Origin of the sequence: Haliea salexigens DSM 19537, from assembly GCF_000423125.1 — a bacterium.
In the GTDB taxonomy this organism is placed as follows: domain Bacteria; phylum Pseudomonadota; class Gammaproteobacteria; order Pseudomonadales; family Halieaceae; genus Haliea; species Haliea salexigens.
In genome coordinates this window covers 294083-319789 of sequence record NZ_AUHJ01000002.1, presented here as the reverse complement: position 1 = coordinate 319789, position 25707 = coordinate 294083, and the positions used below count along the sequence as shown (strand labels likewise).

The window sequence follows — 25707 nt, the reverse complement described above, 5'->3', positions numbered from 1 at the left end:
CGGGTCCCTCTTCGAACTATCGCAGTGCCGCTTCGTCTGGGTACCGCACCTTCAAATCCCTCCCGCCTGGTACGGGGATCGGTTCCATAAGCGCTGTGGATGGCCGGGCATATATGCCGGCCTGAAAGACAGTTTCTTCAACCACGCAAACGCACTGGCGGTCAGTGCGCTCTGCTCAACTTAAAAAGGAGAAATCCACCACCAGCCTTTGGCTGGATGACCGTTGGTTTGCACGGGCCAGTTTTCTTGCGAAAACACACCGTGCTGTCTATGGCCAGACACATTCAGGTCAACCGGGATTGGTGTCCCGTGATCGTACCGCTCGTCGGACCTGCGCAGCATTGTTGCCAGGTGATCAGAAACACTCACCGATGGAAACAACACTATGCGAGACCTGAACTACCAACTGAAACTCTTGTGCAAACACAGCCATGAAGGCAGCTTCGAAACCCGCGTAGGCCGTGAGCGCCAGTTGAGCGCAATCGCCAACCAGTTGCACGAGCTGGGCTTCCGGCAATTGAAGGCCTCCTCCCTCAAACAAAAGCATGTCCAGGCCCTGGTGGACGAGTGGCTGAAACAGAACCTTTCACCCGGCACCATCAAGAACCGGATGAGCTGTTTACGCTGGTGGGCCGAGAAGGTTAACAAGCGGGCCGTGGTTGCCAGCTCCAACGACTTTTATGGCATACCGGACCGGCAGTTCGTATCCGGCACCAGCAAGGCCAAGGACCTGAAAAGGGACCAACTCGCCCTGGTGAAAGATGAATATGTGAGGATGAGCCTGCGCCTGCAACAGGCCTTCGGGCTTCGACGGGAGGAAGCCCTGAAGATCCAGCCCCGCTGGGCAGACCGGGGTGATCACCTGCACCTCAAGGCCAGTTGGACCAAGGGCGGACGGGAACGCACCGTCCCCATCCGCACCCTGGAACAACGCGCCCTGCTGGAACAGGCCAAGCGGCTGGCCGGTTTCGGCTCGCTGATCCCCCGGGGCCGGCAATACATCGAGCAGCTCAGGATCTACGAACGCCACACCGCCAACGCCGGCTTATCCAAAATGCACGGCCTGCGCCATGCCTATGCCCAGCAGCGGTACCGGGAACTCACAGGTTGGCCCTGCCCCCATGCGGGCGGGCCCGCCAAAGAGCAATTAACCGGGTCACAGCGTCAGGTCGACCAGCAGGCCCGCCTGACCATCAGTGCTGAAATAGGCCATGTCAGAGCCCAGATAACTGCTGTGTACATAGGCAGATAGGGCATGCAGATCCAACCCCGCCTGATCCGACTCCGCGATGCCCCGGCCTACCTCGGGATCAACAAGAATACTTTTAATCGCGTGGTGCGCCCTGCCCTGTCTGAGGTTTCCCTGGGACAACAAACCATTCTCTTCGACAGACTTGAAATCGACGCCTGGGCGGAGGACTATATCCAACGCAACGGGCGTCGTCCTTTAGGCTCAATTCTGGAGGACGATTTATGTCAAAGCGCAACAAAATGCCGGGGCTCCGCCTCAAAAACGGGATCTGGCATATCGAAAAACGCTCGCAGTACGCCCCCGGCGGCTGGCTCCGCGAAAGCACAGGAGTATCTGGCCGCACTGAGGCAGAGCAAAAACTGATCCGTCGACTGGCGGAGATTCAAGAGGAGGCAAAGCAACAAGCCGCAGCGGTTTATACCTTCGAGGCAGCGGCACTGCGATACCTCGAAGATATTGCACAGTCGTCATCGGCAGAAACGATAGCGATACATCTGGACCAGTTGTTCGTGTATATCGGCGCACTGCCCCTGGAGCAGGTCCACGACGGCACTTTAAAGCCATTCGTGGATGAGCGGCTCCGTCTGGGGAAGGCCCCGAAATCCATTAACAATGCGATTGGTACAGCCAGTGCAGTTCTCAATCGCGCGGCGCGGGTATGGCGAAATGAGCAAGGGCTGCCGTGGCTAAAACAGGCACCGCCCAAACTCAGTCGGCTATCGCTCAAGGGGTGCCAGAAAAGACCGTACCCCTTGTCGTGGGAAGAACAGGACAGGCTTTTTTCAAGGCTCCCCCGCCACCTGGCGGATGCCGCGATGTTTGCGGTCAATACGGGATGCCGGGAACAAGAGGTCTGCCAGCTGCGCTGGGCATGGGAGGTAAAACTGGATGATCTATCCACTTTCGCCTTTGTCCTGCCCGAGTCGATCACCAAGACCAGTACCGAGCGGGTGGTGGTGCTCAACACGGTCGCGAAGGCAGTAGTCGATTCACGGCGGGGGATCCACGAGGACTTCGTGTTTACCTATCGGGGCAACCCGGTCGGGAAGTTACGGACCAGCGCGTGGATCAGGGCCTGGACGAAGGCCGGGTTACCGACGGACAGCACCATACTCAAAGGCGTTCACAATTTGCGCCATACGTTCGGCCGAAGGCTGCGAGGCGCGGCGGTTCCACTGGAAACACGCAAGGCGCTGCTGGGGCATGCCAGTGGTGATATCACCACCCACTACTCGGCAGCCGAACTCGGCGAACTGCTGGATGCCGCGGAGAAGGTGACCGATCGTGGGCGCGCGCAATCGCCCACCCTGACAGTGATAAAGCGGCAGAAGGAGGAAAGTGTCGGAAAACTGCCGGAAATGCGCGGGAAGGTTAGTGGCTGCTAAGCTGCAGACCCTTACGGAATTGGCGCGCCTGGCACGATTCGAACGTGCGACCGCCTGGTTCGTAGCCAGGTACTCTATCCAGCTGAGCTACAGGCGCGTTGAGGGGCGGTACTATAGGTATCAGAGGCTCCTTCGTCAAGCCCTTCGCCGGCAAAAATCGGTTTCTGCCAACACATCACCCTGCAATGCGCCGCACGTGCCAAAGGATGTTACCCAGTGAGGCGTTACCAGCACCGTCTGCCACTTCAGCGAATGAAGCCGGTGTCGGATTCCATGTAGAGACGCAGCGGCAGGCTGCCGTCGTCTTTCAGGTGAATAACAAGACCGTAATTGTCGTTGTCGTAGTCCGCTACCCATTCGTAACGAAAGTCGGGCAGAATATCGACCGGCTCGGGACGGCGACCAACCACTCGCACTTCTTCCAGTGCGCCCGGGTCGAACGCCGCGTGGGTTTTGGGAATAATCAGGGTTACCTTGCGCTCGCCGGGCACAGTCCCGGGCTCCACGCTGTCCACACTGATGCCGGATTCGGCGTCCAGGTGGCCTTTCACCAGTTTTAGCCAACCGCTCTCAGCGGTAGTTTTGTCGCCCCAGGATACGGGTGCAGCAAGCACCATGCACAGAGCACTTGATACACAAATCGAACGAACAAGCATGGTCGTCTCCGGGCATCCGCAGGCAGGGAAAGCAGAGCGACCCACTGAGCAGCGTTAGTCATTCGTGACCAACGCGCAGAGGGTCGCCCTTGTTACAGCTTACTTCATGGCGTCTTGGACAGCCTTGTCAGCGTCTTCGGCCATTTCGCCTGCCTTGTCTTTGGCATCGTCCATGGCCTGGCCCGCTTCGTGCTGCATGTCTTCAGCGGCTTGTTCCGCATCGTGCATGGCGTCTTCGCCCATTTGACTGCCATCGTGCATGGCGTCGTCGATTGCGTCGCCGGCGTCATCCATGGCATCACCCGTTGCATCAGCTACTGCGTTACCCGCCTCTTCAGCTTTGTCCGCTACCGTGCTCATGGCATTGGAAGCCGACTCGCTAACGCTCTCCGCGTCTTCCTTGCTGCAGGCAGAAAGGCCAAAAACCATCATCGTTGCCAGTACGGCACCCGCTACTTTTTGTGTTTTCATACACTCACCCCTTGATTTGGTTGTGTTGTCGCGTCCGCACAGGACACCATGAGACTACACAGCTAGCGCTACAGAGTAAAGCTGTGCGACCGCGTAGCATGGAGCCTGCAGTCAGTCGGCAACAATATCACCGTGCATCACAGCCAGTCGCTGCAGCAAGGCATTCTGCGGACCAACCGGTATCTGTTCCTGTTCCATTACGCGTATGAGGCTACTCACCAGGCGGTTGAACTGTGCGGACGTGACCTGCAGATGGCGGTGGGTTTCCCGCATGCTGTCCCCGCTGTACACACAGGGGCCATCGGCCACCGCGCAAAGCTGCTCGGCGAGTTTATTGCGAAAGCGTTCGATATCGGTGTCGACAAAGAGTGCGCGGGTGTCACTGTCTTCGGCAATCTCCCAGAGCAAACCGGCAACGATGCGGTCGACGCCCGCCTCACCACCGAGCTGTGCGTACAGCGAGTCGCCTCGTTCCGCCTGCCCCGCACACCCGGTCACCAGTAATGTGAGCCACAAGGGGAGATACCAGAAACGCCGCATGACAAACACCTATTGACTCAACTGAAGCGACAGGTACCAACCGCTCTGGCTTGCAAGCCCCGCGATATCACCCAGCTCCGTCCACGCGAATACCGCGGCGAAGCGCTTGTTGGGAAACCAGCCAACAAACACATCGGCCCAGTCATCCTCGGTAACACTCTGCAGCTGGTCGGGCTTCTGCCGGTATTCCGCACCGATCACCCAATGCCGGTTGAGGAACACACCCACACTACCCTCTGCCACCAACTCGCGCTGTTCGTCAAACCCGAGCAGCCCCGTCTGGTGCGCGGCGGTCCAGCGCAGTGTGCCGTTGGCAAACACGTTGCGCCCCAGTACGCCGTTGAGCCAGAGTTTGCCCGCCGCGAGATACAGGTCTGTGCCACTGTCGCGTGCTGCCCCTAACGCCGATGGCACGGCCATGTCGCGGTTGCGCTTGTACTGCAGGCCCGCAGTGAGCTGCGGCATGGCGCCATAAATGAGGTCGCCGGCCAGGCGCGCCTTCACCCCGAACACGTCCTGGCGGATATTCAGGCCCAGGGGGGCAACCTCAAGATCCTGGCGACCTACGCTGAACTCCAGCGTGTTCTCCAGGCCCACGCTAACGCTCTGCACATCAAGCTGGAAATCGTTCACGCTTACCCTGCCAACCCCCAACGCACCGCCCCACTCGCCAACATCGCCGTAACCACTGATCACGGCCCAGGGGGCAATGCCACCGCCGGCCTGGCCTTCAATACTACTGGCTCCTCCGGTGGCAAGCAGCCGGCTGTCAGCCTGCACCGCCAAAGGCAGCAAAAGCACCAGTATCGCGATGCCCGCCCGCCAGCTACACATGGGGATCACCTGCGATGGCAAGTACCGGAGGCGGCAGGTCCTCCAGCCACGCCGCGAGCTCGGGCGCCGGCATGGGGCGCGCAATGTAGTAGCCCTGCACGGCGTCGCAACCCATGGCCTGCAGCAGGCGCAGGGAGGCGATGTTCTCCACACCCTCTGCGACCACCTTGAGCCCCAGGTAGTGCGCCATCTCGATCGTGGAGCGCACGATCTGCTGGTCGTCCGCATCCAGATCAAGCTGCAATACCAGGCTCTTGTCGATTTTCAGTTCCTGTACCGGCAGTGTTTTCAGCTGTGCGAGGGATGAAAACCCGGTACCGAAATCATCAATGGCCAATCGGATACCCACTTTTTCAAACTCCCGAATGTTCGCCAGCGCCAGATCCATGTCGGCCATCATCATGGTTTCGGTAATCTCGAACACCACGGCGCTGCTGTCCAGCCCCGAGCTTGCCAACAGGTCGATGGCGTGACGCACGAAATCTAGCTGCAGAATGTCCGCCCCGGACAGGTTGATGCACACGGTCACTTCAAGCCCCGCGCGCTCCCAGTCCTGCAGCTGGCGCAACACCAAGCGCAGAACGATCATGCTGATATCCGTGATGATCCCGGTTTGCTCCGCCACCGGGATGAACTCGTCCGGGTATACCTCTCCCAGTTCCGAATCGTTCCAGCGCATGAGAGCCTCTACTTCCAGCACCCGGTGGTCCGCCAGATCGTACTTGGGCTGATAGACCATGCGGAAGCTCTCCGCTTCCACCGCTGCCTGCAAACGATGGGCCAGCGTGATCTGGCGCAGGTGATTCTCATCCTGGCCGATTTCATAGAACGAGTAACCATGCTTGGTTGAGCGCGCGTTACCGAGCGCAATCTGGGCGCGACGCAGTAGCTCCTCGAAGTCCTGCCCGTGTTGCGGGGCGAACACGAATCCCAGCAGTGGCTCGATGCGCACAGGAATACCCTCTATCGACAACGGTGCGGCAAAATCGGCGCGCAGCTTGTCCAGCACCACGTCCACGTCGGCTCGGCTCAGGGCGTCGAAGAACAGCAGAATCTGGGAGTCTGCTACGCGGGCAGCCATGTCACCCCGGCGCAGGCTTTCCGTCACCCGGCCCGCCACGGCCTGCAGCGCCTGGTCGCTGAAGTCGCTGCCGTAGAGGTCGGTCAACTCGCGCAGATTACCCAGCTCCAGCAGGGCCATTGCATAATTCGCCGCGGCTGTTGGCTCCGCCATACGGTTGTTGAAGGTGCCGGTGATATGGCTGCGGTTGGGCAGGCGCGTCAGCATGTCATGCTGCGCCTGATAGCGAATGCGCGCCTCCCGCTCGGATACCGTGTCCTGCATCAGGTTCAGGGTATCGGCCAGCGTGCCGAACTCCGCCCCGGATTTCAGGTCGATGCGGTGCGTGTAGTTGCCGTCGGCTATGCGCCGGGCCGCGCGCACCAACGCGTAGATTGGCTGCGTAACGCCCCGGGCAATGACCAGTGCCGTCAGCACCGCGAGTAGCAGGGCAACAAACCCGATCAGGATCATTTGCTGACGCAAAGGTCGGTAACTCTGCAGCGCCTGCTGCAATGACTGCGAAAGCAATGCCGAAAGGCGCTGACCGTCTTCGTCCAGCAACAGAACTTCGCGGGTTACCCAGCGACCATCGGCCCGTGTAGCGACCGCGCCCTTTTCGGTTCCCCCGGGTTGCGCACCGGCGTGCAGGCCCGCGCTCAGGTTCGCAGGCAGCGTAGAGTGCAGCACACGGGGGCCATGCGTATCGCTCTGCGCCAGCAGGGTAATTTCGGCATTGGTGAGGGCGCGCAGGTCTTGCAGCATGGAGTCATCCACCGCCGTCCCCAGCCCCACCCATCCCATCAGATCAGGTGCAAACACCGGCACCAGTACCAGCTGGAACGGCTGTTCGTTGAACAGGGCGAGAATTGCCGTGCCGCTGGCTTTCTCACTGCGCAACGCGCTGGCGGCACTTTGCGGCAGGCGCTCGAGCTCATGCGTGCTGAGCAGGATATCGCCATCGCGCGAGAGCATGACCACGAAATCCGCGGCGATACGCTCGCCGTGGTTCGCCAGCACGCTGAGCATGGTGGCCTGCTCACCGGTGGCGATGGCGCGTTTGAAGGCAAAATCGCCTGCCAGCACCTGCGCGCGGCCACGCAGTTGTTCACGATCAACCTCCAGCAGCGAGCGGAAGACGCGTTCCACCACTTCCAGCTCGTCACGTACGATCGTCTCTACCGCTGTGTTGGACGCCCGCAACACGGCGAGCAGGCTGCTCGCCAGCGTTACCGCCAACAGGCCACCGATAAACAACAGCAGCTTGTTGCGAAAGCTAATTCGCATCGCGGGTGAATCGTTTCAGCATGTTTTCCAGCTCAGAGTCTGTCTTGCTTCCCTGCGGGTCCTGCCAGGCCAGTGGCAGATCAAGGGCAAGCTCACCGCCGGCGACCGGCAGCGGGAAGCGCAACGGCTCGGGCAGCTGCGGGTGCCACACCTCTACCTCGGTGGCGACACCCTGCCAACGCAGATTGGCAACGCCACGCACATCGGACACCGCCGCACTCGGGTTCTCGCTGACGTACAGGTAGGCCTTCATGCTGTCGTGGATGTTACAGCCCAGCGTCACCACACCGGGCGCATTGAAGGCCACGGGCGGCGCGTCATTGGCGCGAAACAGCTTGAGTTCAAACGTGTTCCCCGGCGAAAACGAATACACGTGGTGACGCGTATCATCGCTGTTGGGAAACGTCACCTCAGAGCCGGGGGTAATGGTGGTTACCAGTGGGTCAAAGCGACGCTCACGCTGATCTACCGTTGCACCTGCCTGTGGCGCAGGCTGCGCCGCCTCAGCGCCGGGCACGGTCAACACCGCAAACGGCACCGGGTTACCATCGCTGCCCGTCAGGCGTACCTGCAATTCACCCGCAGAAGCATCGCCTGCTAACAGCAGCAGCCCTGCCGCAAGGCCACCCAGCGTCTTCAATCGACCATACATACTGCGCAACCCCAAAACGTTGACCTGCCAAAGCATAACGCATTCCCGGGCACCTTCGCGGGCTGAAGCGGGAAAATACCTGCCCCGGCGGGCACAAGCACACGTCCACTGTGGCAATAGAGCGTCACGGTAAACCGACTCCCTCGACCGGGCAAGACCTTCAGTCGCTGACTTGAACACGCCGTGTCGGCCGGGTCCAATGAAGACAAATGCGGTTTGCGAAACCGGGGGGGAACGCTACACTTGAGCCCTTTGCCACCCGCATGGAGACACACATGTACAGTTTCAGCGCGCAATCCAACGCCTACCAGGAACAGCTGCAGGCCTTTATGGACGAACATATCTACCCCAACGAGCAGCGCTACACCGACGAGCTGCATGCCTCCCCGTCCCGTTTTGCCGCCTTGCCGGTGATGGATGAACTGAAAGCCAAAGCAAAGGCCGCCGGGCTCTGGAACCTGTTTATCTCGCCGCATGAGGCGGAATACTGCGATCACGATGGTTTCAGTAACTTCGACTATGCCCCCCTGGCGGAGCTCATGGGTCGTGTGCTGTGGTCGCCGGAGGTGTTCAACTGCAATGCGCCGGATACCGGCAACATGGAAGTGCTCATGCGCTACGGCAGCCCGGAGCAGCAGGAACGCTGGCTGCGCCCGCTGCTGGCCGGCGAGATACGCTCCTCCTACGCCATGACCGAACCCCAGGTCGCTTCATCCGACGCCACCAACGTGGAACTGCGCATTGAACAGGAGGATGACCACTGGGTGCTGAACGGCCGCAAATGGTTCATCACCAGCGCCATGTATGAGCGTACGCAAATCTTCATCGTCATGGGCAAGTCCGACCCCGAGAACCCCAATCGTCATCTGCAGCAGAGCCAGATACTGGTGCCGCGCGATACGCCCGGCGTCACCCTGGTGCGGCCGCTGACCACGCTGGGTTATGACGATGCGCCGCTGGGCCACGCCGAGGTGCTGTTCGAGAACGTGCGGGTACCCGCTGAGAACATGTTGCTCGGGCCGGGGCGCGGCTTTGAAATTGCCCAGGGCCGGCTCGGGCCGGGTCGTATTCACCACTGCATGCGCCTGATCGGTGCCGCGCAGCGCTCGCTGGAACTCGCCTGCGCACGTGCCGAGAGCCGCACCACCTTCGGGCGCAAACTGAGCCAGCATCAATCCGTGCGGGAGGATCTGTCGCGCTGTTTTTCCGAAATAGAGATGGGGCGTCTGCTGTTGCTGAAAACCTGCGCCAAGATGGACGAGCTGACCCCGCAGGGCGCTCTCGACTACATTGCGGCAGCGAAAAGCACGGTGCCCTTGCTGATGCAGAACGTGATCGACCGCTGCATGCAGATCCACGGCGCCGGCGGGCTCACTGAAGACTACTGCATGGCGGATGCTTTCAATTATGCGCGCTGGTGCCGGCAGGCCGATGGCCCGGACCAGGTGCACCAGATGGCACTGGGCAAAATGGTAATCAAGCGCTATGTCGGCGCCTGAGCTGCACCCGCAACTGCAAGCGGACTGTCACGACCTCGGTGCGCTTGCCTCCGGCCGTCTACTGCTGTCGCGCAACGCCAGCCTGCACTGGCTGCTACTCGTGCCCGACACCGAGGCCATCGACCTGCTGGATATGCCCGGCGATGCCCTGGCTCTGGTCATGCGGGATTGCCAGCGCATCAGCCAATGGCTGAAGCAGGCGCATGCCTACCCAAAAGTGAATTTTGGCGCGCTGGGCAACCTTGTACCGCAACTGCATCTGCACATCGTTGGCCGCCGCCCCGACGACCCCTGCTGGCCACAGCCCGTCTGGGGCAATCTACCCGTCGGTGCAGTGTGGCCCGAAGGAGAGATCGCCGCCATCAGGAAGGCGCTCATACATGACAACTGATCAGCAACAGGCGCTGGTCATCGGCGCCAGCGGCGGTATTGGCAGCGCGGTAATACGCCACCTGCTCGAGGAACAGCAATTTCACAGCGTGCTGGGCATCAGCCGCGCGGCAACAGCGCCGCCTGACCTCGCGCAGCAACCCGGATTGCGCTGGCTGACCTGCGACGGCTCTCCGTCGGCCATCAAGGCGAGCGGGGAGCAGATTGCCTCGGAGGTACCGCAGCTTTCGCACGTGGTGATCTGCAGTGGCATCCTGCACGATGCCGAGCATGGACCGGAGAAGTCTCTGGAGCAGCTGGATGCCGACTGGATGCAGACGGTGCTGCAGGCGAACGCCATCACACCACTGCTTTGGCTGCAGGCCATCGTCGGCAAACTGGCACGCAAGCAGGACTGCCGGATCGCGGTACTCAGTGCCCGCGTGGGCAGCATTACCGACAACCAGCTGGGCGGCTGGTACAGTTACCGCGCCTCCAAGGCGGCGCTCAACATGCTGCTGAAAACCGCCGCGGTGGAGCTGGCGCGCCGCGCGCCGGGCAGCAAATTGATCGCCTTTCACCCTGGCACCACTGACACGCCCCTGTCACAGCCCTTTCAGGCGCGTGTGCCGGCGGACAAGCTATTCAGCGCCGATTTCGTCGCCAGGCGTTTGCTTAGCACCATGAATCAGGCCCGCGCCGACGGCACCCTCGTCTACCTCGACTGGGACAACAAGCCCATCGACTGGTAACCCGTGCTAGGCTGGTCGCCAGATAACATCACTCACGGAGCCCGCCATGCTGACTGTTCACCACCTCAACAACTCCCGCTCACAACGTGTGCTCTGGCTGCTGGAAGAGCTGGAGTTACCCTACAAGGTTGTGCACTACACGCGCGACCCGGAAAGCAACCTGGCGCCGCCGGCGCTGGAAGCGCTGCACCCGCTGGGCAAGTCTCCCCTGCTTGCTGATGGCGACCGGATAATCATGGAGTCGGGTGCCATTATCGACTACATCCTGCGCCGGCACGGTAACGGCCGCTTGCTGCCCGCCCCCGACAGCGATGCGCACGAAGACTACCTGCAATGGCTGCACTACGTTGAAGGCAGCGCCATGCTGCCGCTCATGCTGCGCATGTACACCTCACGGCTGCCCGACCAGGGTGCCGAACTGCAGCCCCGTATTACCGATGAACTGAACCGTCATCTGGGCTATATCGACAGCGCGCTTGAAGGCAAAAGCTGGCTGGTCAACGACAGTTTTTCCGGCGCCGATGTGCAGATGTCGTTCGTTGCGGAGGTTGCGCCGCTACTGCACACGCTGGACCGGTTCCCCAACCTGGCGGCCTTTCGCAACCGCATTCATGCGCGGCCCGCCTACCACCGCGCGCTTGAGCAGGGCGGCGCCTACGCCTTCGGCCCTGCACACTAAGCCCGAGCGACAGGCCGATGCAGCGCGCGGCCTGCCTCAATCGCGTCGAGGTGGGTTCTGCGGTTTTCTCGACCTCACGCCGGCAAACGGCTATCCTTGCGCGCCTGTGAAACTTGAGCCTCAGGGCGGATAGGACCGACAGTGGAACTGGTTGTTTTTGATCTAGACGGCACGCTGCTCAACAGCGAATCGGGCATCAGTGCGTACACCCGCGATACACTGGCGATGCTGACGGAGCGGCACATCGCCTACACCGTGGCGACCGGACGCACGCTGCACGCATCTCGCACTATCATTGATGGCCATGGCTTTGCGCTCCCGCAGATCTACAAGAACGGCGCCATGATCTGGTGCCCTACGGCCACCGATTACAGCCACACCAGTTTTCTCACCCAGCACGAAATCCAGCACGTGCTGGAAGCCGTTACGGCGCAGGACGTCACGCCTTTCATCTTCACCCTCGCCCCCGGCAACTACCACGCGATTTACCATACCCCGCTGCGCAACGACGTGGAGAGACGCCTGTCGGAGACCTTTGCGGAACGCTCGGAAGTGGACGTGTTACCGGTAGAGCGCATGCCCGCCGACGCGGACATCACCAACATCAGTGCGCTGGGCCCGCCGGCCCGCATTCAGGCCATCGCCGACATGGTCGAAGGTGAAGCCAACCTGGTGGCCTACAGCGGCGACGCGCTGGAGGGAGCGGCACTGAGCTGGATTGACATTCATCACAGCGATGCAAGCAAAGGCAACGCCGTGGAAGTGTTAAAGCGTGAGCTGGGTATAGAACGGGTGCTGTGCTTTGGTGACAGCGACAACGACCTCAGCATGTTCGCCCTGGCCGATGAATGCTACGCACCGGACAACGCCAAACCCTACGTGAAGGCCGCGGCGAGCGCGGTTATCGGCCATCACAACGAGGACGGTATCGCCCGCTTCCTGCGCGAGCGCTTCGGCCTGCCTGCCTAGCGGCAGGTCAGGCCTGCCGGGCCTCAGGGAGCGCTGTTACCGGGCGGGAATGAGCCCAGCACCAGATTGGCGGCTTCATCATACTTGCTTTGTTCGCGCCCCAGCTCACCCTTGAGCCTAGAGGTCGTTACACTGCGCCAAACCGAGCGCTGCTGCTCGGGATCGATCATGTCCACCACAAAGGTGCCTTGGGTGTACTCGTGCACAGACACTTCGGTGCGGCTGGACATGCAGGACCAGCAGCTGTACATGCTGTAGGTGTTGTAGCGATAGAAGCCGGGGCCGTACATGCCCATGGTCGTGGCGGAAGGCACCTCGTAGCTGCGCACATCCATCTTGTCTTCAGTCACCAGGTGCCAGCTCAGCAGCAGGTCGGCCTCCTCTACGCTATTGACCAGCGTGAAACCGCGCTCAGACAGTGCGGTTCTCAACGCGCTCTCGATGCGATCGCGCGTCATGTCACTCATTTTCAGCGGATCCTCACCCGGCGCGGTTTCCGCTGCGCGATACAGGGCGACCGTCTTCACGGCGTCAAAGTCGTACGCGGCGTTGTAGTCCACCGAAGGGGTTGGCGGCGCACTGGCACAGGCGGCCAGCAGAACAATGGCCATCGAGGCCAGGGAGGTGTGAATGCGTGAGCGAAGCGACGATGTAGCCATGAGAAACCCTGTGCTGTTTACAGAACGAAGCAGGATTGTAGCGCCTGCGTGGCGGGAGTTATAGCGCCAATTTGCCCGCTCGTTGCCGGGAACGGCGAACTGGCCGCGCAGTGCACTGCGCTTGCCACTTCAGCTCACCCGGCGTGCGCGCTATCATGCGCCTACGCAAAGGGAGAAACATAATGATCAGAACAGTCCCTGCCGTGTTGCTGCTGCTCTGTGCTGCCATCAGCCACGCCACCGACATCCGGGTCGTCGACCGCGAGGGCGCAGCGGTGCCCACGGCCATGGTCACGGCCAGCCCATTTGAGGCACCGCCCGCGGACCTGAGCGACGATGGCTACCCGCCCCACGGCGTCACCAACACGGCGGCGGTGACCATCACCCGGTTCACTGATGCACAGGGCGTTGCCTCGCTGCCGGAGGCCGACAGTGCGCGGCAGGTTCGCGTACGCGCGCAGGGCTTCGTGGATGCCAGCACCAGCGCCGACCCCGGCACGGCCAGTGCGACCGTCGTGCTGCAAAAGATGACGCCGGAGCAGTACATCGCCAGCTTCCCGTCCAATGTCTGGCTGTCGCAGCTCACGTTTGGCGGTGATGCCGAGTTGAAGAAGACCTTTCAGCTCAACTGCGCGTTCTGCCACCAGCAGGCCTCGCCCTTCATGCGCAACGAACGCACCGTCGAGCAGTGGCTGGCCGTATTCGCGCGCATGAACAGCTATGGCGCGCGGCTGCCCGCCGAGGACCATCAGGCAATCGCCGAGCACCTGCAGCGCGAGCTGCGGACACTGCGCGAGCAACCGCAGACCGTACCGGAACCGCGTGCCTGGGGCGCGCACCTTGCCGAGGTCAGCATGACCGAGTGGCCCATCGGCGATGGCTTCTCGCAGATGCACGATTTCCTGCTGCACCCCAACGGCATGGTGTATGTGGGGGACAACCTGTTCGACCGTCTCTACGAGGTTGACCCGGAGAGCGGCGAATACACAGTGTACAAAGTCCCCCACCGCGCGGATGACGAAGTGGGCGGCATTCTCGGCAACCGTTTCACCGTATTCCCGAAAATGTACAACTACATGGGCGTGCATTCCTTTGCGGTGTCACCGCGGGACGGCAATATCTTTATTACCCCGTCCATGCAGCAGGCGCTGCTGGAGTTCAACCCCACCACCAAAGCCTTCACCATCCACGAGATGGACGCGGGCTACTACCCGCATACCATACGCATCGATGAGCAGGACCGGGTGTGGTTTACCCTGGCGCTTTCCTCCCAGGTGGCAAAGTTCGAACGCACCAGCGGTGAGTTCACGTTGTATGACCTGCCGGCGCGCAGCATCAAGGAATGGCTGGTGCTGAAGTCCCTGCCGCTGATGTTCAGCATTGATCCGGAGAATCGCCCACAACCGGCGCCGGACAGAGAGGGCACCGGATTACCCATGCCCTACGGCATTGACGTGGCACCCGACGGACGGATCTGGGTGGCCCGACTGTACGCCAATGATCTGGCCGTGATCGACCCGGCGACCGATGAAGTGCGCATGATTGAGTTTCCCTACGCGGGCCCTCGCCGCCTGCGCGCGGATGCCGAGGGCAATCTCTGGATCGTGGCGTTCCAGGACTCATTGCTGGTCAAGTATGCGCCAGAAAGCGGCGAGTTCAGCGACTACCCCCTGCCGGTACGCAATGAAATTCCCTACGCCCTGAACGTCGATCGCGAACGCGGCGTGGTGTGGGTGAATGGCAATCAGTCCGATACCCTGCTCAGCTTTGACATTGCCACCGAGGACTGGCGCGTCTACCCCATGCCCCGGCAACGCTTTTTTACTCGCGATGTAGAGGTGTCCGAAAAGGACGGTGCGGTGTACACCAGCAACTCCCACTTTCCCAGCTGGCAGACCGAAGGTGGCCAGCCGACACTGCTGCGCATTACGCCGCCGACTCCGTGAAACACAGCGGCGTGCTTGCACTCAGCGCGGGCCTGTGGCTTGCGGCGCTGGCCGCCGGCGCGGCGCTGGCGAGCGACTGGCCGGTGTACGGTGGCGATGCCGGGGGGCGCCACTACAGCCCGGCCGATGACATCAATACCGGCAATGTGGCCGAGCTGGAAGTGGCGTGGACATTCCGCAGCGGCGACAGCGCGCAGTACGGTGCGGACATGGCCAACACGTCCACCCAGGCCACGCCCATTCTGCTGCCGGAGGCGGCCGGTGCCAGCCTCGTTTACTGCACGCCATTCAATCGCGTGATAGCCCTTGACCCCGGCAACGGCACACAGCGCTGGAGCTTTGACCCGCAGATCAACCGCGGCGGTGACCGCCCCTTCCGCTGCCGGGGTGTCGCGTATGCCGAAGACACGCAAAGCCCTGCCAACGCACACTGCCGACACCGGTTATACCTGTCCACGCACGACCGCCACCTGTGGGCGCTGGACGCAAGGAATGGACAACCCTGCAGCGGATTTGGCAATGGTGGCCGTGTCGCCCTGTACGGCGCGAGCGGCCATGCCCCCGGGGATGTGAGCAACTCTTCGGCGCCGGTCGTTGCAGGAGGCGTAGTGATCACCGGCTCTACCGTGATCGACTTTACCCGGGCGCATACGCCGCGCGGCGTGGTGCAGGCCCTGGATGCCCACGACGGTTCAGCCCGCTGGACCTTCGACCCCTTGGTGGGCCACCCGGACAGCGGCAGCGCCAACGTCTGGGCACCGCTATCAGTGGATACCGAACACGCGCTGGTCTTCCTGCCCACCAGCTCCCCTTCCCCGGACTACTACGGTGTCGAGCGCCCCGGCGACAACCGCTATGCCAACAGCATCGTGGCGCTGGACCTGAATACCGGCGAGCTACGCTGGCACTTCCAGCATGTGCGCCACGATCTCTGGGACTACGATACGCCAGCCCAACCCATCCTGTTCAACTGGCAGCGCAACGGTGACAGCATTCCGGCACTGGTGCAGCTGACCAAACAGGGGTTGGTGTTCATCCTCAATCGGCTTACCGGTGAGTCGCTGTGGGAGATCACCGAGCAACCCATTCCGCCCTCCCAGGTTCCCGGAGAGCACGCGGCCCTCACGCAGCCCAAACCCATCGCGCCACCGCCGCTGCTGGACTCCTTCCTTATGCCCCATGACGCCTGGGGCCTCACGCCAGTGGATCGGGCCGACTGCCGCCGGAAACTGGCAAACCTGCACAACCTGGGCCTGTTCACACCGATCAGCGAAACCCCCACGTTGATGTATCCGGGCAGCCTGGGCGGGCCCAACTGGGGTGGCGGTGCGCTGCTCGATGAGCGCGGCGTGTTGTTGGTGAACGTCAACAACGTGGCCTTCAGCGGGCGCCTGGTGCCACTCGGTGAGCAACCCGCCGCCGGCAACGGCCCGCCCTCGGCCGGCAAGCAGTTTCGCGTGGTCATGGCGGGCACACCCTATGCAGCGGAGCTGGGTAGTCTGCAGTCTTTCCTCGGTTTGCCCTGCAACCCGCCGCCCTGGGGCAAACTGATCGCCGTTGACCTCTACGCCGGCCGCATTCTGTGGGAGACAGCGCTGGGCTCCGTACACGAAATGGGCCCAGTAACAGCACCTTTCCACATTGAGTGGGGGACACCCAATCTGGGGGGTGGCATTGCAACCGCTGGCGGGCTGTTCTTTATCGCGGCCACCATGGATCGCCAGTTCCGCGCCTTTGACGTGAACACGGGCGCGACACTCTGGCGCTACACGCTGCCCGTGGATGCCACCGCCACACCCATGACCTACCGCTACCGTGGCCGCCAGTATGTGGTCATCAATGCCGGCGGCCACCACATGTTCAACCGCGGCAGCGGCGACTACCTCTACGCATTCGGACTTCCGCCATGAAAAAACGCTTTTTGTTGCCGCTGCTGTTGCTGCTGCCCCTGGGCTACTGGCTTGCCAGTGAGGGCTTTTTTCGCGACCCCGTGCAGGCCGGCGAGGCATGGGTGATGCGCCACGCAGACAAGCTGCCGCTGGCCTGGTTCGGCGGCAAGCTCTACGACACGCACTGCGCGGGCTGCCACGATAATCCGGCGATGAAGGCACCCACCCGCCAGGCGCTGGGAAACCAGTCTCGCGAAGCGATCATGGTCGCCCTCGAGTTCGGCAAGATGCAACCTATGGCCGCACACCTCAGTCAGCAAGAGCGTCGCCTGATCGCCCTGCACCTTACGGACTCCGCCGAAGGCGTCTACGACTGGCTGGCCGATGCATCCTGTGACAGCCCGATGACCGGCGGAGCAATCCGGCTGGCTAACTGGGGGCTGGGGCTGCACAACCGACGCTTCGTACCCACCGCCGCCGCGGGTATCAACCGCGACAATGTGGACTCACTGGAACTCGCCTGGAGCCTAGCGCTGCCCCGTGTTACCGACATGCGCTCACAACCCGCGCTGATTGGTGACACACTCTATGTGGGTGATCGTGCCGGGATGCTCTATGCACTGGACCGTGAGCGCGGCTGCGTTCACCGGCACCGGGAAATCATGGCTGGCGTGCGCTCGGCCATCACCGTGGCAGAGCGTGCCACAGGCACACCGCTGCTGGTATTCGCCGACTCTCTGGCCAACGTGTTCGCGCTTGACCCGAACTCGCTGGAAACCGTGTGGCAGGCCCCGGCGAAGCTGTTCGAGAGCTCTGTGGTTACGGGATCCATCAGCTACCATGCAGGCCGTTTGTACGTGCCGGTGTCGTCCTATGAGGTTGCCGTTGCCGGGGGACCCGGCCACGCTTGCTGCCGGTCACACGGTGGCGTGATCGCGCTGGACGCCGCGAGCGGAGAACAACTCTGGGCCTGGCACGCAACGCCGGATGCCAGGCTGCAGGGCCACAGGGCGGACGGCAGCGCCTGGTACGGCCCTTCGGGGGCGTCCGTGTGGACAACGCCGGCCATTGACGCTGCGCGCAACCGCCTGTACGTCGGTACCGGGCAAAACCTGTCGCGACCCGCAACCGACACCAGCGACGCCATCGTTGCACTGGACCTCGACAGCGGGGCACCCGTGTGGCGCTATCAAGCCACTGTGGACGACGTGTGGAATGCAGCTTGCCAGAATGCAGGTGCCAATTGTCCCAGCCAGCCGGGGCCCGACTTCGACTTCGGGGCCTCCATCATCATCAGCGAGGCGGCCGATGGCCGTCAGTTGCTGCTCGCGGGCCAGAAATCCGGCATGGTGCATGCGCTCGACCCCGCTGCCAACGGTGCACTGGTCTGGCAAACACGTGTCAGCCAGGGCAGCACCAACGGCGGTGTGCACTGGGGCATGGGGCTTGCCGGCAACCGGCTGATTGTGCCCGTCGCCGACCCCGAGCGCGACATACCGGGTTATACACCCGCACCCGGGCTGTATGCGCTGGATGCCACCAGCGGCACCCCGCTCTGGGAACACCCGGTTACCCGGGATTGCGACTTTCCCATGGAACACGCTCCGCTGGTGGGGCTGGCTCAAGTACGGGCCGGCGGCGGCCAGCCCCTCGAGGAACAATACCGCTGCTCCTACTACTACGGCCTGTCGGCTGCCACCACGGTGACGCCGCAACTGGCCTTCAGTGGCGGACTCGACGGACGCATGCGGGCGTTTGATATTCGCAATGGCGAGGTACTGTGGGAAGCCGCAACCGCCGTGCCCTTCCGCGGCAACAACGGTGTGGACGGCCATGGCGGCGCCATCGACGTGAGCGGGCAAGTGGTGAACGACGGCTGGCTCTACGTGCTGTCAGGTTACAGCATGTTCGGCCAGCTGCCAGGTAATGTGCTGCTGGCGTACCGCGTTACGCGCTAGCCGCTTTCTCACGCGGGGAAAGCAGCCAGGCCAGGGCGGGCAGGAACAGGAGCGCACCGATCATGTTCCAGAAAAACATGAACGTGAGCATCAGGCCCATGTCCGCCTGGAACTTGATCGGCGAGAACATCCAGGTGCCCACACCCACTGCCAGAGTCAGGCCAGTGAAGGCCACCGCGGTGCCGCTGGACTTCAAGGCGTAGAAGTAGGCGTTTTCCAGCGTTTCCCCGCTGCGCAGATAACTCTGCAGCGAAGAGTAGATGTAGATGCCGTAGTCAACACCGATACCCACGCCCAGCGCGATAACCGGCAGGGTCGCCACTTTCACCCCAATTCCCAGGGCGGCCATCAGCGCTTGCCCCAGCACCGAGGTCAGCATCAGCGGCACGATGATACAGGTGGTGATACGCAGCGACCGGAAGTTGATCAGGCACAGCGCAATCACCACACCGTAGACCCACAGCAGCATTTTGGTTTGCGCCTCGCGGATCACGATATTGGTGGCCGCCTCGACCCCGGCATTGCCCGCTGCCAACTCGAACTGCAACGTCTCACTGTTGTGTTCATCGGCAAACTCGGTCACCGCCGCCACAACACCGTCCAGCGTATCCGCCTTGTGGTCATCCAGGAACAGAATGACCGGTGCCATGGAGCAATTGGTGTTGCGCAGCATGTTCGGCGCGCTGCTCAGGGAGTTATTGAGGATATAGCGGTTGCGGCTGGTCTCGTGCCACTTGGGGCTGCCCTCGTTCATACCCTGGATAGAGAGCTTCGACACATCCACCAGCGACATGGCCGACTGTACGCCGGGCACCGTTTCCATCACGCCCTGGAAATAATTCACGGCCGAGATGAATTCGTAACTGCCACACTGCTGCTCGCCGGTGCTGGCCATCACCACGAACACATCAGTACTGGTGCTGTAGTTCGCCGTGAGGAAGGCGTTGTCCTTGTTGTAGCGTGAATCCGGGCGCAGCTCCGGCGCACCCGGGTCAAGGTCACCGATTTTCTGGTGCTGCCCGTAGTAAAGGCCACCCGCGAACAGCAGTGTGCATATGCCCAACACGGTCATTGCCGGACCACGGCGCGTGACCTTGGCGAGCACCCGCCAGTGGGTGAACCGGCTGTTTTCCTTGGTGGCACGGTAACCGACACAACGGTCGGAGATGCCGGTGTAGGTCAGCACGAGCGGCAATAACAGCAAGTTGGTCAGTACCAGAACGGCGATGCCGGTGGCGGCTACAACCGCCAGTTCCTGAATCACGGGAATGTCGATGACGCGCAACGTGAAGAACCCTACACCGTCGCTGAGCAGGGCAACGAAACCGGGTTTGGACAGGCGAATAAACGTCAGCCTGGCGGCTTCGATGCGCGATGTCTTGAAATAGATGAAGGTGCCAAAGCGGTTGATGATCTGTACCGAGTGGCTCACACCTACCGCAAACACCAGGAAGGGCACCAGCATGGAATACGGATCCAACCCCATGCCCATGAGTTTCAGCAGCCCCATCTGCCACACCACGGCGACCGTGGAGCACAGCAACGCCGCAGAGGTCAGCCAGCCGCAGCGGGAATACAAAAACAGCATGACGGCCGTGATGGCAAACGCGACCAGGAAAAAAAGCCCAACCAGGGTGGCGCCTTCGATCAGGTCGCCGATGAGCTTGGCAAAGCCGGTAATGCGGATACGGATATCATCGGACTGATACTTGTCGCGCACCATTTCCTCGAGGTCACGCGAGAACTGTGCGTAATCCAGCCGCTCCCCGGTGTTCGGGTCGATTTCAATCAGTGGCGCAACGATGATAGTGGACTGGAAATCGTTGGCGACGATGCGCCCGATCTGCCCGGACTTGAGCACGTTCTCACGCAATTTGGCCAGCGTGCGCTCGCTGCCGTCATAATCGTCCGGTATTACCGCGCCGCCAACAAAGCCCTCCTCTGTCACCTCCATCCAGCGCGTATTCGGCGTCCACAGTGACTGCAATGCGGAACGATCCACGCCGTTCACGTAGAACACCTCATCGGTGATCTGTTTCAGCAGGTCCTGAAACTCCGCGGTAAAGATATCTCCCTCGCGGCTCTCGACGATAATACGCACCGAGTTGCCCAGGCCTTTCAGTTCATCCTGACGCTTGAGGAAGTTCTGGATATAGGGGTGGGAGGTGGGCAGCATCTTTTCGAAACTGGCATCCGGCTGCAGCTGGCTGGCCTGCCAGGCAAAAAAGGCCGTCGCCACCGCAAACAGCAGAATCAGCGGCAGCCGGGCTCGCATCAGCAGCGTGCCCAACAGGGGCCGCAGGCGACCGTCTTCAGGCTCGATCGTTGTGCTTTCGTGATCAGTCACAGGGGTTTTGCCTCGCTCAAAGCCATCAGGCCTTTCATGCCGACCAGCCAGATATCACCGTTCGCCGCCTGCACCGCAGAAGACAGGCTGGCGCGTGAGGGGTGTCGCCAGGCTTGCCGGTTACCCTCGGCGTCAATAGCCAACACCAGGCCACCCGACCCCACCATCAGCGCACGCCCGTCGGTCAACGCCACGCCGCCGTAAAGGCTGGTGCGCTCGTCGTTCTCGAGCTCGCGCCAACTCTCACCACCGTCCGGTGACAGGAAAATATGGCCGCGCAAACCGAAGGCGAATACCGCGTCCTCGCCCTCTACGCTACCGAACAGGGAGCCGTCGTAGAGGTCTTCAATGCGAACCCAGCTCTGTCCCGTGTCTGCAGAGTAGTAGAGCAGACCCGCTTCACCGCTTAGATACAGGCGTCCATCGACACCCGTGGCCATGGCGTAGTAGTGGAAACGGTCGGGGTTGGCCACGCCGTCGATGGCGATACGCCAATCGGTGCCGGCGTTGTCCGTGCGGTACAGCATGCCATAGGCGCCGACCGCGAACCCGGTGTTGGCATCGATGAAGAGCACATCGAGAAAGGGATCAGCCGGCCCGGTTTCAATCGCGTCCGTGGCGTCGTCCACCGCGAACATGGCATCATCCAGGGCGTACTCAAGCGCCTCCTGCTGCTCCGGGCCCTCGTTGGCGGCGACCACCTCTTCCAGCGCCTCCACGCGGGACTGCGCCCACGCCAGGTACTGGCGGTTGGCGTCGCGCCCATCAAACTGCAGCGACCAGCTTGCTCCGGCGTCCGCCGTATGCAGGATGGCGCCGGAATGGCCCACCGCCCAGCCGACATCGGGCTGCGGGAAGTTCACCGCCGTGAGGGTGGTACTGACCGGCACGTCCGCCTGACGCCAGGTCTGGCCGTGATCATCGCTGAGCACGATCACACCGCGCTCACCCACAGCCACCAGCCGCTCACCGGCGCGTGCGATATCGAGTAGCTGTGCGTGTTGCGGGTCGTCCATGCGCACTGCCGGCATGAACGCGAACTCGACCGCTGCTTGTGCGGGCAGGGCACAGACCAGCAGGCCCAGCAGCCAGACGATGGGGCTCACACGCCCCACCGCGATTCCTCTGCAATGCACCGCGGGCTACCTAACGGCGACCGGCGCGACGCAACGCCGCCGGCGTGAAGTCCTCGAAATCACCCACATAGTCGAAGTCGTACTGGTAACCACGCTCTTCGTTGTCGAGGCCGATCACCACGTAACGGCCCGAGATCAGGTCGTGCAGGGATTCCGCCGCCAGCCAGGGCACGGCCACCTGGTAGTGCATGACCATATGGCCTTCTTTCATTTTCCACAGTTCTCCGCGGCCGTCGTAATGGTCCACCACGGCGATCTGCCAGGTGTCCTCGTCGACATAGAATGTGCGGCGGGCGTAAATGTGGCGGGCGTCGTCTTTCAAAGTCGCCTCGACGACCCACACCCGGTGCAGTTCGTAACGCAGATACTGCGGGTCCATGTGCCCCGGCTTGATGATATCGGTGTAGGCGAGGTCACCGCGACGCAGCGCGTAGGCGTTGTACGGAATGTAAAGCTCGCGCTTGCCCACCAACTCCCAGTTGTAGCGATCCGGGGCGCCGTTGAAGAGGTCGAGGTCGTCCGCGGTGCGCAGGCCGTCAGAGGCTACGCCGGGGCCATCGTAGGCGATGTTCGGCGCGCGCCGTACACGTCGTTGGCCGGCGTTGTAGACCCATGCAGAGCGTGGCTCTTTCACCTGGTCCACGTTTTCGTGCACCAGCAGCACGTCGCCCTCCAGGCGCGCTGGCGCGAGGATGCGCTGCAGGAACACGAACAGGCGGTTGGGATTGGGGTTCTCAGGGAAGCGGTTGGCGAAGATCGCCTCCTCCTCGAACAGCACCGGCGCGAAGGCGCCATTGGCCTGCACAGGGGCCTGGATGTAGCGCCGCTTCACACCCAGCGGGGTGCGGTAACGGGTGATGTGATTCCAGATCACCTCAATGCCCGTTTGAGGAATGGGGAACGGCACGTTGGCCTTGAAATCCACCAGGCCATTGCCACCCGCTACCAGATCGGTTTTGGTGGCCCATTCCTTGATCAGGTCGTACTCGCTCTCGGGCAGGCGCGCACTGCGCCGGGTGGGGTACACCGGCATCTGATAGGTGTCGGGGTAGCGCCGGAACATCGCCACCTGGCCCGGCGACAGTTTGTCCGCGTACTGCTCGACGTTCTCCGCAGTGATCGTAAACAGCGGCTCGTCTGCGCTGAAGGGGTCCACCAGGCGCTCGCCCTCGGTGTAACCGGCCGGCAGGTCCTGATAACCGCCCTCCCAGCGCGGAATGGTGCCGTCTGCATTGCCGGCGCGCTCAGCGCCCATCGGCGTCAGCTCATCGCTGCCCAGACGCGCCGCCTGTTCAGGGCTGACCTTGGCCAGCGCGAGGCTGCCGCTCATGCCGAGCAGCGACGCCAAACCCACGGCGATCAATCTCTTATTCATGTGTAACTCCTTTTATCGTGAATGCTAGAACGCCACCGAGAAGCTCAAGGAAACAAAGTCGCGGTCCTTCAACTCATCGTAGTCTGCCCCGAAATAACTGGTGTAGGACAGATCGGCGCGGTACACGTTGAGGTAATCCGCCGTGACACCAACGCTGAGCGCAATGCGGTCTTCGACAAAGTTGGGTGCCGGCGATGTACCCTTCACATCGTGCGACCATGCCATATTGGGCGTCAGGTTGATACCCGCCAGCACGTCGGTGTATTCCAGCCCGGCGCGCACCCGGTAGCCCCAGGAGAAGTCGTCAGTGAAGCCATCATTGGTGCAGTAATCGCCGTTACTGTTGGGACTAATACCAGCGAAGGCTTCTGCCGCCGGGTGCGAATCACAGGCAACAGGAGAGCCCGGCCACAGGGCAAAGTTGCTGTTGAACGGCTCGAAATCACCCACCCCGTAGTTGGGCGAGCGACCGTAATTGATGCTGTCATCCATGCCGCTCAACCACACGGCACCCACTTCACTGGCAAAGGACAGCCGCTGTGCACCCAACACCTGCTCGAAGAACTTGATGAAGGTCATCTGGAACTGGGTATAGGACACATCGTCATAGCCGGCCAGGTAACCACCCGGCCCCTGCTCCAGCGAGCGTGACAACATGCGCGACCATTCCGCAGCGGTACCCAGCGCCACCGCCTGCAACAAATCAGTGGTGTTGATCTGCAGGGGGAAGTCAGGCCGGTAGCTGAGCTCGCCCGATACCGCCCATTCGCCCACGTTAGTGGCAAAAGTGGCGCCCCAGAGCTCAATATCCTCGGGGAACTCGAAGAAGTACTCGGGGTTCGCGCCGAAGTTTACTGGCAGACCGAAACTCTGTGTCGCATTGGTGGCGCTGAAAATCGGAGTGCGGCTGTGATAATTCATATAGTACAGACCGAACTCGGTACCATTCAGTTCCTCAACGTAATAGCGCAGTGCCAGGCCCCACTGACCGGAATCCGACGCCTCGACATCGGCACCCCGTGGCAGGGTCAGGCCCGCCGCCTCTGCTTCGCCATCCGGGATGGCGTTGGAGATGGTGAGGTAGTCACAGCCACCACCGTAGGGGTCGGCTGAATTCCAGTAGGTGCCGCACTCATCGAGGATGGTGCGCTGCCAGTCATACTGCACAAAGCCCTCCACACTGAGGTCGTAGGTAACGCCATAGTTCGCATACAGCATGCCGACCGGCAGCAGGGCTTCCTTGATCTCGGAACCCGGCTTGCGCAACGCGGTGACGTCGAAGGGGTTGATCACGTTCACCCCGTTCTGGATGAAAGTGCTCTCGCCCCAGCTCAGCACCATGTTACCCGCGCGCAGCTCCAGCGGGCTGTCACCCACTTCAAAGCTGCCGTAGACGTAGTAGTCGAGGAACTCAATGCCGCTGTATTGCGCCAGAGGCTCGAAATCCGAAGTGTCCAGTTTGCGATTGGGAGTGTAACCGTTGGCTGCATGGCCATGCGGTACGTCGCTGGTGCCCACCTCGTGGTCGTACCAGTACTTGAGCCGGGTAAAAAAGCCGTAGTTGTCCGCCGCCAGTTCCAGGTCGTGAATACCCCGCACCTGCAGCGAGTACATATCGCCCCGGTCGTAGTTGAGGTTGCCGTCATCCGCCGTGCTGGAAGACGCGCGCCCCTTGCCGTCTGTGTTCCCGGGGGACAACACACCGAGGTTGGGCGCCTCCGTGCGCCAGCTGGCGCCGATGGATATATTCGAGGAAAAATTGCCTTCGAACGGGCCCAACTGGAAGGTTTGCGCCGCTGCGGGCAGTGCCATGCCGGCAGCCGCCAGGGCGAGGATCAAAGTGGACTTGCGGTGCCCATTTGAGCATCCAGGCTGTCTTTTCACAATCAGCTCTCCTGCTGTGTCTATTTAGAATTAATCTCAGCAATAGGATAGCAGTATCGCTCAACATGAACACGGGTATGTTGTCCCCGATCAATTTTTTTGCGCATC

General features: G+C 61.9%; 21 protein-coding genes and 1 tRNA gene. 10 read left to right on the top strand and 12 right to left on the bottom strand.

Annotated features, from left to right (window positions below; translation table 11 throughout):
- Positions 1 to 385: 385 nt before the first annotated feature.
- Both G533_RS0104200 and G533_RS0104195 read left to right on the top strand, forming a co-directional pair.
- Positions 386 to 1252 (top strand): phage integrase N-terminal domain-containing protein, encoded by an 867-nt coding sequence (locus tag G533_RS0104200; RefSeq protein ID WP_027948882.1) that lies wholly within the window; start codon positions 386 to 388, stop codon positions 1250 to 1252.
- 221 nt (positions 1253 to 1473) lie between these two features.
- On the top strand, positions 1474 to 2637 hold the full coding sequence (locus tag G533_RS0104195; RefSeq protein ID WP_027948881.1) for a tyrosine-type recombinase/integrase: 1164 nt from the start codon (positions 1474 to 1476) through the stop codon (positions 2635 to 2637).
- A gap of 20 nt (positions 2638 to 2657) precedes the next feature.
- Here the strand turns inward: G533_RS0104195 and G533_RS0104190 are convergent.
- From G533_RS0104190 to G533_RS20465, 7 genes are all read right to left on the bottom strand, one after another.
- Positions 2658 to 2734: transfer RNA gene (locus G533_RS0104190), tRNA-Arg, on the bottom strand.
- 148 nt (positions 2735 to 2882) lie between these two features.
- Complete coding sequence (locus tag G533_RS0104185) at positions 2883 to 3293, bottom strand: hypothetical protein (RefSeq protein WP_051229951.1); 411 nt, start codon at positions 3291 to 3293, stop codon at positions 2883 to 2885.
- 99 nt (positions 3294 to 3392) lie between these two features.
- The gene (locus tag G533_RS20470) at positions 3393 to 3764 is read right to left on the bottom strand and encodes a hypothetical protein (RefSeq protein ID WP_051229950.1); all 372 of its coding nucleotides are present in this window, start codon (positions 3762 to 3764) and stop codon (positions 3393 to 3395) included.
- A 111-nt stretch (positions 3765 to 3875) separates the two neighbouring features.
- On the bottom strand, positions 3876 to 4304 hold the full coding sequence (locus G533_RS0104175) for a group I truncated hemoglobin (protein WP_027948879.1): 429 nt from the start codon (positions 4302 to 4304) through the stop codon (positions 3876 to 3878).
- 9 nt (positions 4305 to 4313) lie between these two features.
- Complete coding sequence (locus tag G533_RS0104170) at positions 4314 to 5138, bottom strand: DUF3034 family protein (RefSeq protein ID WP_205622537.1); 825 nt, start codon at positions 5136 to 5138, stop codon at positions 4314 to 4316.
- Positions 5131 to 7485 carry a putative bifunctional diguanylate cyclase/phosphodiesterase gene (locus tag G533_RS0104165; protein WP_027948877.1) on the bottom strand — a complete coding sequence of 785 codons (2355 nt, stop codon included), beginning with the start codon at positions 7483 to 7485 and terminating at the stop codon, positions 5131 to 5133. Before G533_RS0104165 ends, G533_RS0104170 begins: the two co-directional genes overlap by 8 nt.
- Positions 7475 to 8173: a methylamine utilization protein gene (locus tag G533_RS20465; RefSeq protein ID WP_051229949.1), complete on the bottom strand. Its 699-nt coding sequence runs from the start codon at positions 8171 to 8173 to the stop codon at positions 7475 to 7477. The genes G533_RS0104165 and G533_RS20465 overlap by 11 nt, the downstream gene beginning before the upstream one ends.
- A 239-nt stretch (positions 8174 to 8412) precedes the next feature.
- On the opposite strand from G533_RS20465, the gene G533_RS0104155 reads away from it, so the two are divergent.
- From G533_RS0104155 to G533_RS0104135, 5 genes are all read left to right on the top strand, one after another.
- Positions 8413 to 9636, top strand: coding sequence for an acyl-CoA dehydrogenase family protein (locus tag G533_RS0104155; protein WP_027948876.1), 1224 nt, complete (start codon positions 8413 to 8415; stop codon positions 9634 to 9636).
- A complete protein-coding gene (locus G533_RS0104150) occupies positions 9623 to 10027 on the top strand; it encodes an HIT family protein (RefSeq protein ID WP_027948875.1) in 405 nt (134 codons plus the stop codon). The genes G533_RS0104155 and G533_RS0104150 overlap by 14 nt, the downstream gene beginning before the upstream one ends.
- Positions 10017 to 10757 carry an SDR family NAD(P)-dependent oxidoreductase gene (locus tag G533_RS0104145; protein WP_027948874.1) on the top strand — a complete coding sequence of 247 codons (741 nt, stop codon included), beginning with the start codon at positions 10017 to 10019 and terminating at the stop codon, positions 10755 to 10757. Before G533_RS0104150 ends, G533_RS0104145 begins: the two co-directional genes overlap by 11 nt.
- Positions 10758 to 10803: 46 nt before the next feature.
- Positions 10804 to 11436, top strand: coding sequence for a glutathione S-transferase family protein (locus tag G533_RS0104140; RefSeq protein WP_027948873.1), 633 nt, complete (start codon positions 10804 to 10806; stop codon positions 11434 to 11436).
- A 141-nt stretch (positions 11437 to 11577) separates the two neighbouring features.
- Positions 11578 to 12405 carry an HAD-IIB family hydrolase gene (locus G533_RS0104135; protein WP_027948872.1) on the top strand — a complete coding sequence of 276 codons (828 nt, stop codon included), beginning with the start codon at positions 11578 to 11580 and terminating at the stop codon, positions 12403 to 12405.
- A gap of 23 nt (positions 12406 to 12428) precedes the next feature.
- On the opposite strand, the gene G533_RS0104130 is transcribed toward G533_RS0104135, so the two are convergent.
- Positions 12429 to 13064, bottom strand: a complete 636-nt coding sequence (locus G533_RS0104130) for a DUF4136 domain-containing protein (protein WP_051229948.1) — start codon at positions 13062 to 13064, stop codon at positions 12429 to 12431.
- Positions 13065 to 13246: 182 nt separating this feature from the next.
- Here G533_RS0104130 and G533_RS0104125 point away from each other — a divergent pair, with 182 nt between their 5' ends.
- From G533_RS0104125 to G533_RS0104115, 3 genes are read left to right on the top strand one after another with little or no spacing between them, the layout of a single operon-like run.
- Positions 13247 to 15010, top strand: a complete 1764-nt coding sequence (locus tag G533_RS0104125) for a lyase (protein WP_027948870.1) — start codon at positions 13247 to 13249, stop codon at positions 15008 to 15010.
- Positions 15007 to 16920: a pyrroloquinoline quinone-dependent dehydrogenase gene (locus tag G533_RS0104120; protein WP_240472362.1), complete on the top strand. Its 1914-nt coding sequence runs from the start codon at positions 15007 to 15009 to the stop codon at positions 16918 to 16920. Before G533_RS0104125 ends, G533_RS0104120 begins: the two co-directional genes overlap by 4 nt.
- Entirely contained in the window at positions 16917 to 18857 is a 1941-nt protein-coding gene (locus G533_RS0104115) for an outer membrane protein assembly factor BamB family protein (RefSeq protein WP_027948868.1), read from the top strand. The genes G533_RS0104120 and G533_RS0104115 overlap by 4 nt, the downstream gene beginning before the upstream one ends.
- Here G533_RS0104115 and G533_RS0104110 read toward each other — a convergent pair.
- Genes G533_RS0104110 through G533_RS0104095 form a run of 4 tightly spaced genes read right to left on the bottom strand, consistent with a single transcriptional unit; the run spans position 18847 to position 25599 of the window.
- A complete protein-coding gene (locus G533_RS0104110) occupies positions 18847 to 21204 on the bottom strand; it encodes an efflux RND transporter permease subunit (protein WP_205622536.1) in 2358 nt (785 codons plus the stop codon). The two genes, G533_RS0104115 and G533_RS0104110, sit on opposite strands and share 11 nt — an antisense overlap.
- Positions 21201 to 22310: a WD40/YVTN/BNR-like repeat-containing protein gene (locus G533_RS0104105; protein ID WP_027948866.1), complete on the bottom strand. Its 1110-nt coding sequence runs from the start codon at positions 22308 to 22310 to the stop codon at positions 21201 to 21203. The genes G533_RS0104110 and G533_RS0104105 overlap by 4 nt, the downstream gene beginning before the upstream one ends.
- A gap of 40 nt (positions 22311 to 22350) precedes the next feature.
- The gene (locus tag G533_RS0104100) at positions 22351 to 23715 is read right to left on the bottom strand and encodes a DUF1329 domain-containing protein (protein ID WP_027948865.1); all 1365 of its coding nucleotides are present in this window, start codon (positions 23713 to 23715) and stop codon (positions 22351 to 22353) included.
- A 24-nt stretch (positions 23716 to 23739) separates the two neighbouring features.
- Positions 23740 to 25599: a DUF1302 domain-containing protein gene (locus tag G533_RS0104095; protein ID WP_027948864.1), complete on the bottom strand. Its 1860-nt coding sequence runs from the start codon at positions 25597 to 25599 to the stop codon at positions 23740 to 23742.
- Between the last annotated feature and the right edge of the window lie 108 nt (positions 25600 to 25707).

Excerpts from the sequence above, each read along its gene's own strand:
- G533_RS0104200 (WP_027948882.1), top strand. The coding sequence starts at position 386 with ATGCGAGACCTGAACTACCAACTGAAACTCTTGTGCAAACACAGCCAT.
- G533_RS0104195 (WP_027948881.1), top strand. The coding sequence starts at position 1,474 with ATGTCAAAGCGCAACAAAATGCCGGGGCTCCGCCTCAAAAACGGGATC.
- G533_RS0104185 (WP_051229951.1), bottom strand. The coding sequence starts at position 3,293 with ATGCTTGTTCGTTCGATTTGTGTATCAAGTGCTCTGTGCATGGTGCTT.
- G533_RS20470 (WP_051229950.1), bottom strand. The coding sequence starts at position 3,764 with ATGAAAACACAAAAAGTAGCGGGTGCCGTACTGGCAACGATGATGGTT.
- G533_RS0104175 (WP_027948879.1), bottom strand. The coding sequence starts at position 4,304 with ATGCGGCGTTTCTGGTATCTCCCCTTGTGGCTCACATTACTGGTGACC.
- G533_RS0104170 (WP_205622537.1), bottom strand. The coding sequence starts at position 5,138 with ATGTGTAGCTGGCGGGCGGGCATCGCGATACTGGTGCTTTTGCTGCCT.
- G533_RS0104165 (WP_027948877.1), bottom strand. The coding sequence starts at position 7,485 with ATGCGAATTAGCTTTCGCAACAAGCTGCTGTTGTTTATCGGTGGCCTG.
- G533_RS20465 (WP_051229949.1), bottom strand. The coding sequence starts at position 8,173 with ATGCTTTGGCAGGTCAACGTTTTGGGGTTGCGCAGTATGTATGGTCGA.
- G533_RS0104155 (WP_027948876.1), top strand. The coding sequence starts at position 8,413 with ATGTACAGTTTCAGCGCGCAATCCAACGCCTACCAGGAACAGCTGCAG.
- G533_RS0104150 (WP_027948875.1), top strand. The coding sequence starts at position 9,623 with ATGTCGGCGCCTGAGCTGCACCCGCAACTGCAAGCGGACTGTCACGAC.
- G533_RS0104145 (WP_027948874.1), top strand. The coding sequence starts at position 10,017 with ATGACAACTGATCAGCAACAGGCGCTGGTCATCGGCGCCAGCGGCGGT.
- G533_RS0104140 (WP_027948873.1), top strand. The coding sequence starts at position 10,804 with ATGCTGACTGTTCACCACCTCAACAACTCCCGCTCACAACGTGTGCTC.
- G533_RS0104130 (WP_051229948.1), bottom strand. The coding sequence starts at position 13,064 with ATGGCTACATCGTCGCTTCGCTCACGCATTCACACCTCCCTGGCCTCG.
- G533_RS0104125 (WP_027948870.1), top strand. The coding sequence starts at position 13,247 with ATGATCAGAACAGTCCCTGCCGTGTTGCTGCTGCTCTGTGCTGCCATC.
- G533_RS0104115 (WP_027948868.1), top strand. The coding sequence starts at position 16,917 with ATGAAAAAACGCTTTTTGTTGCCGCTGCTGTTGCTGCTGCCCCTGGGC.
- G533_RS0104100 (WP_027948865.1), bottom strand. The coding sequence starts at position 23,715 with ATGAATAAGAGATTGATCGCCGTGGGTTTGGCGTCGCTGCTCGGCATG.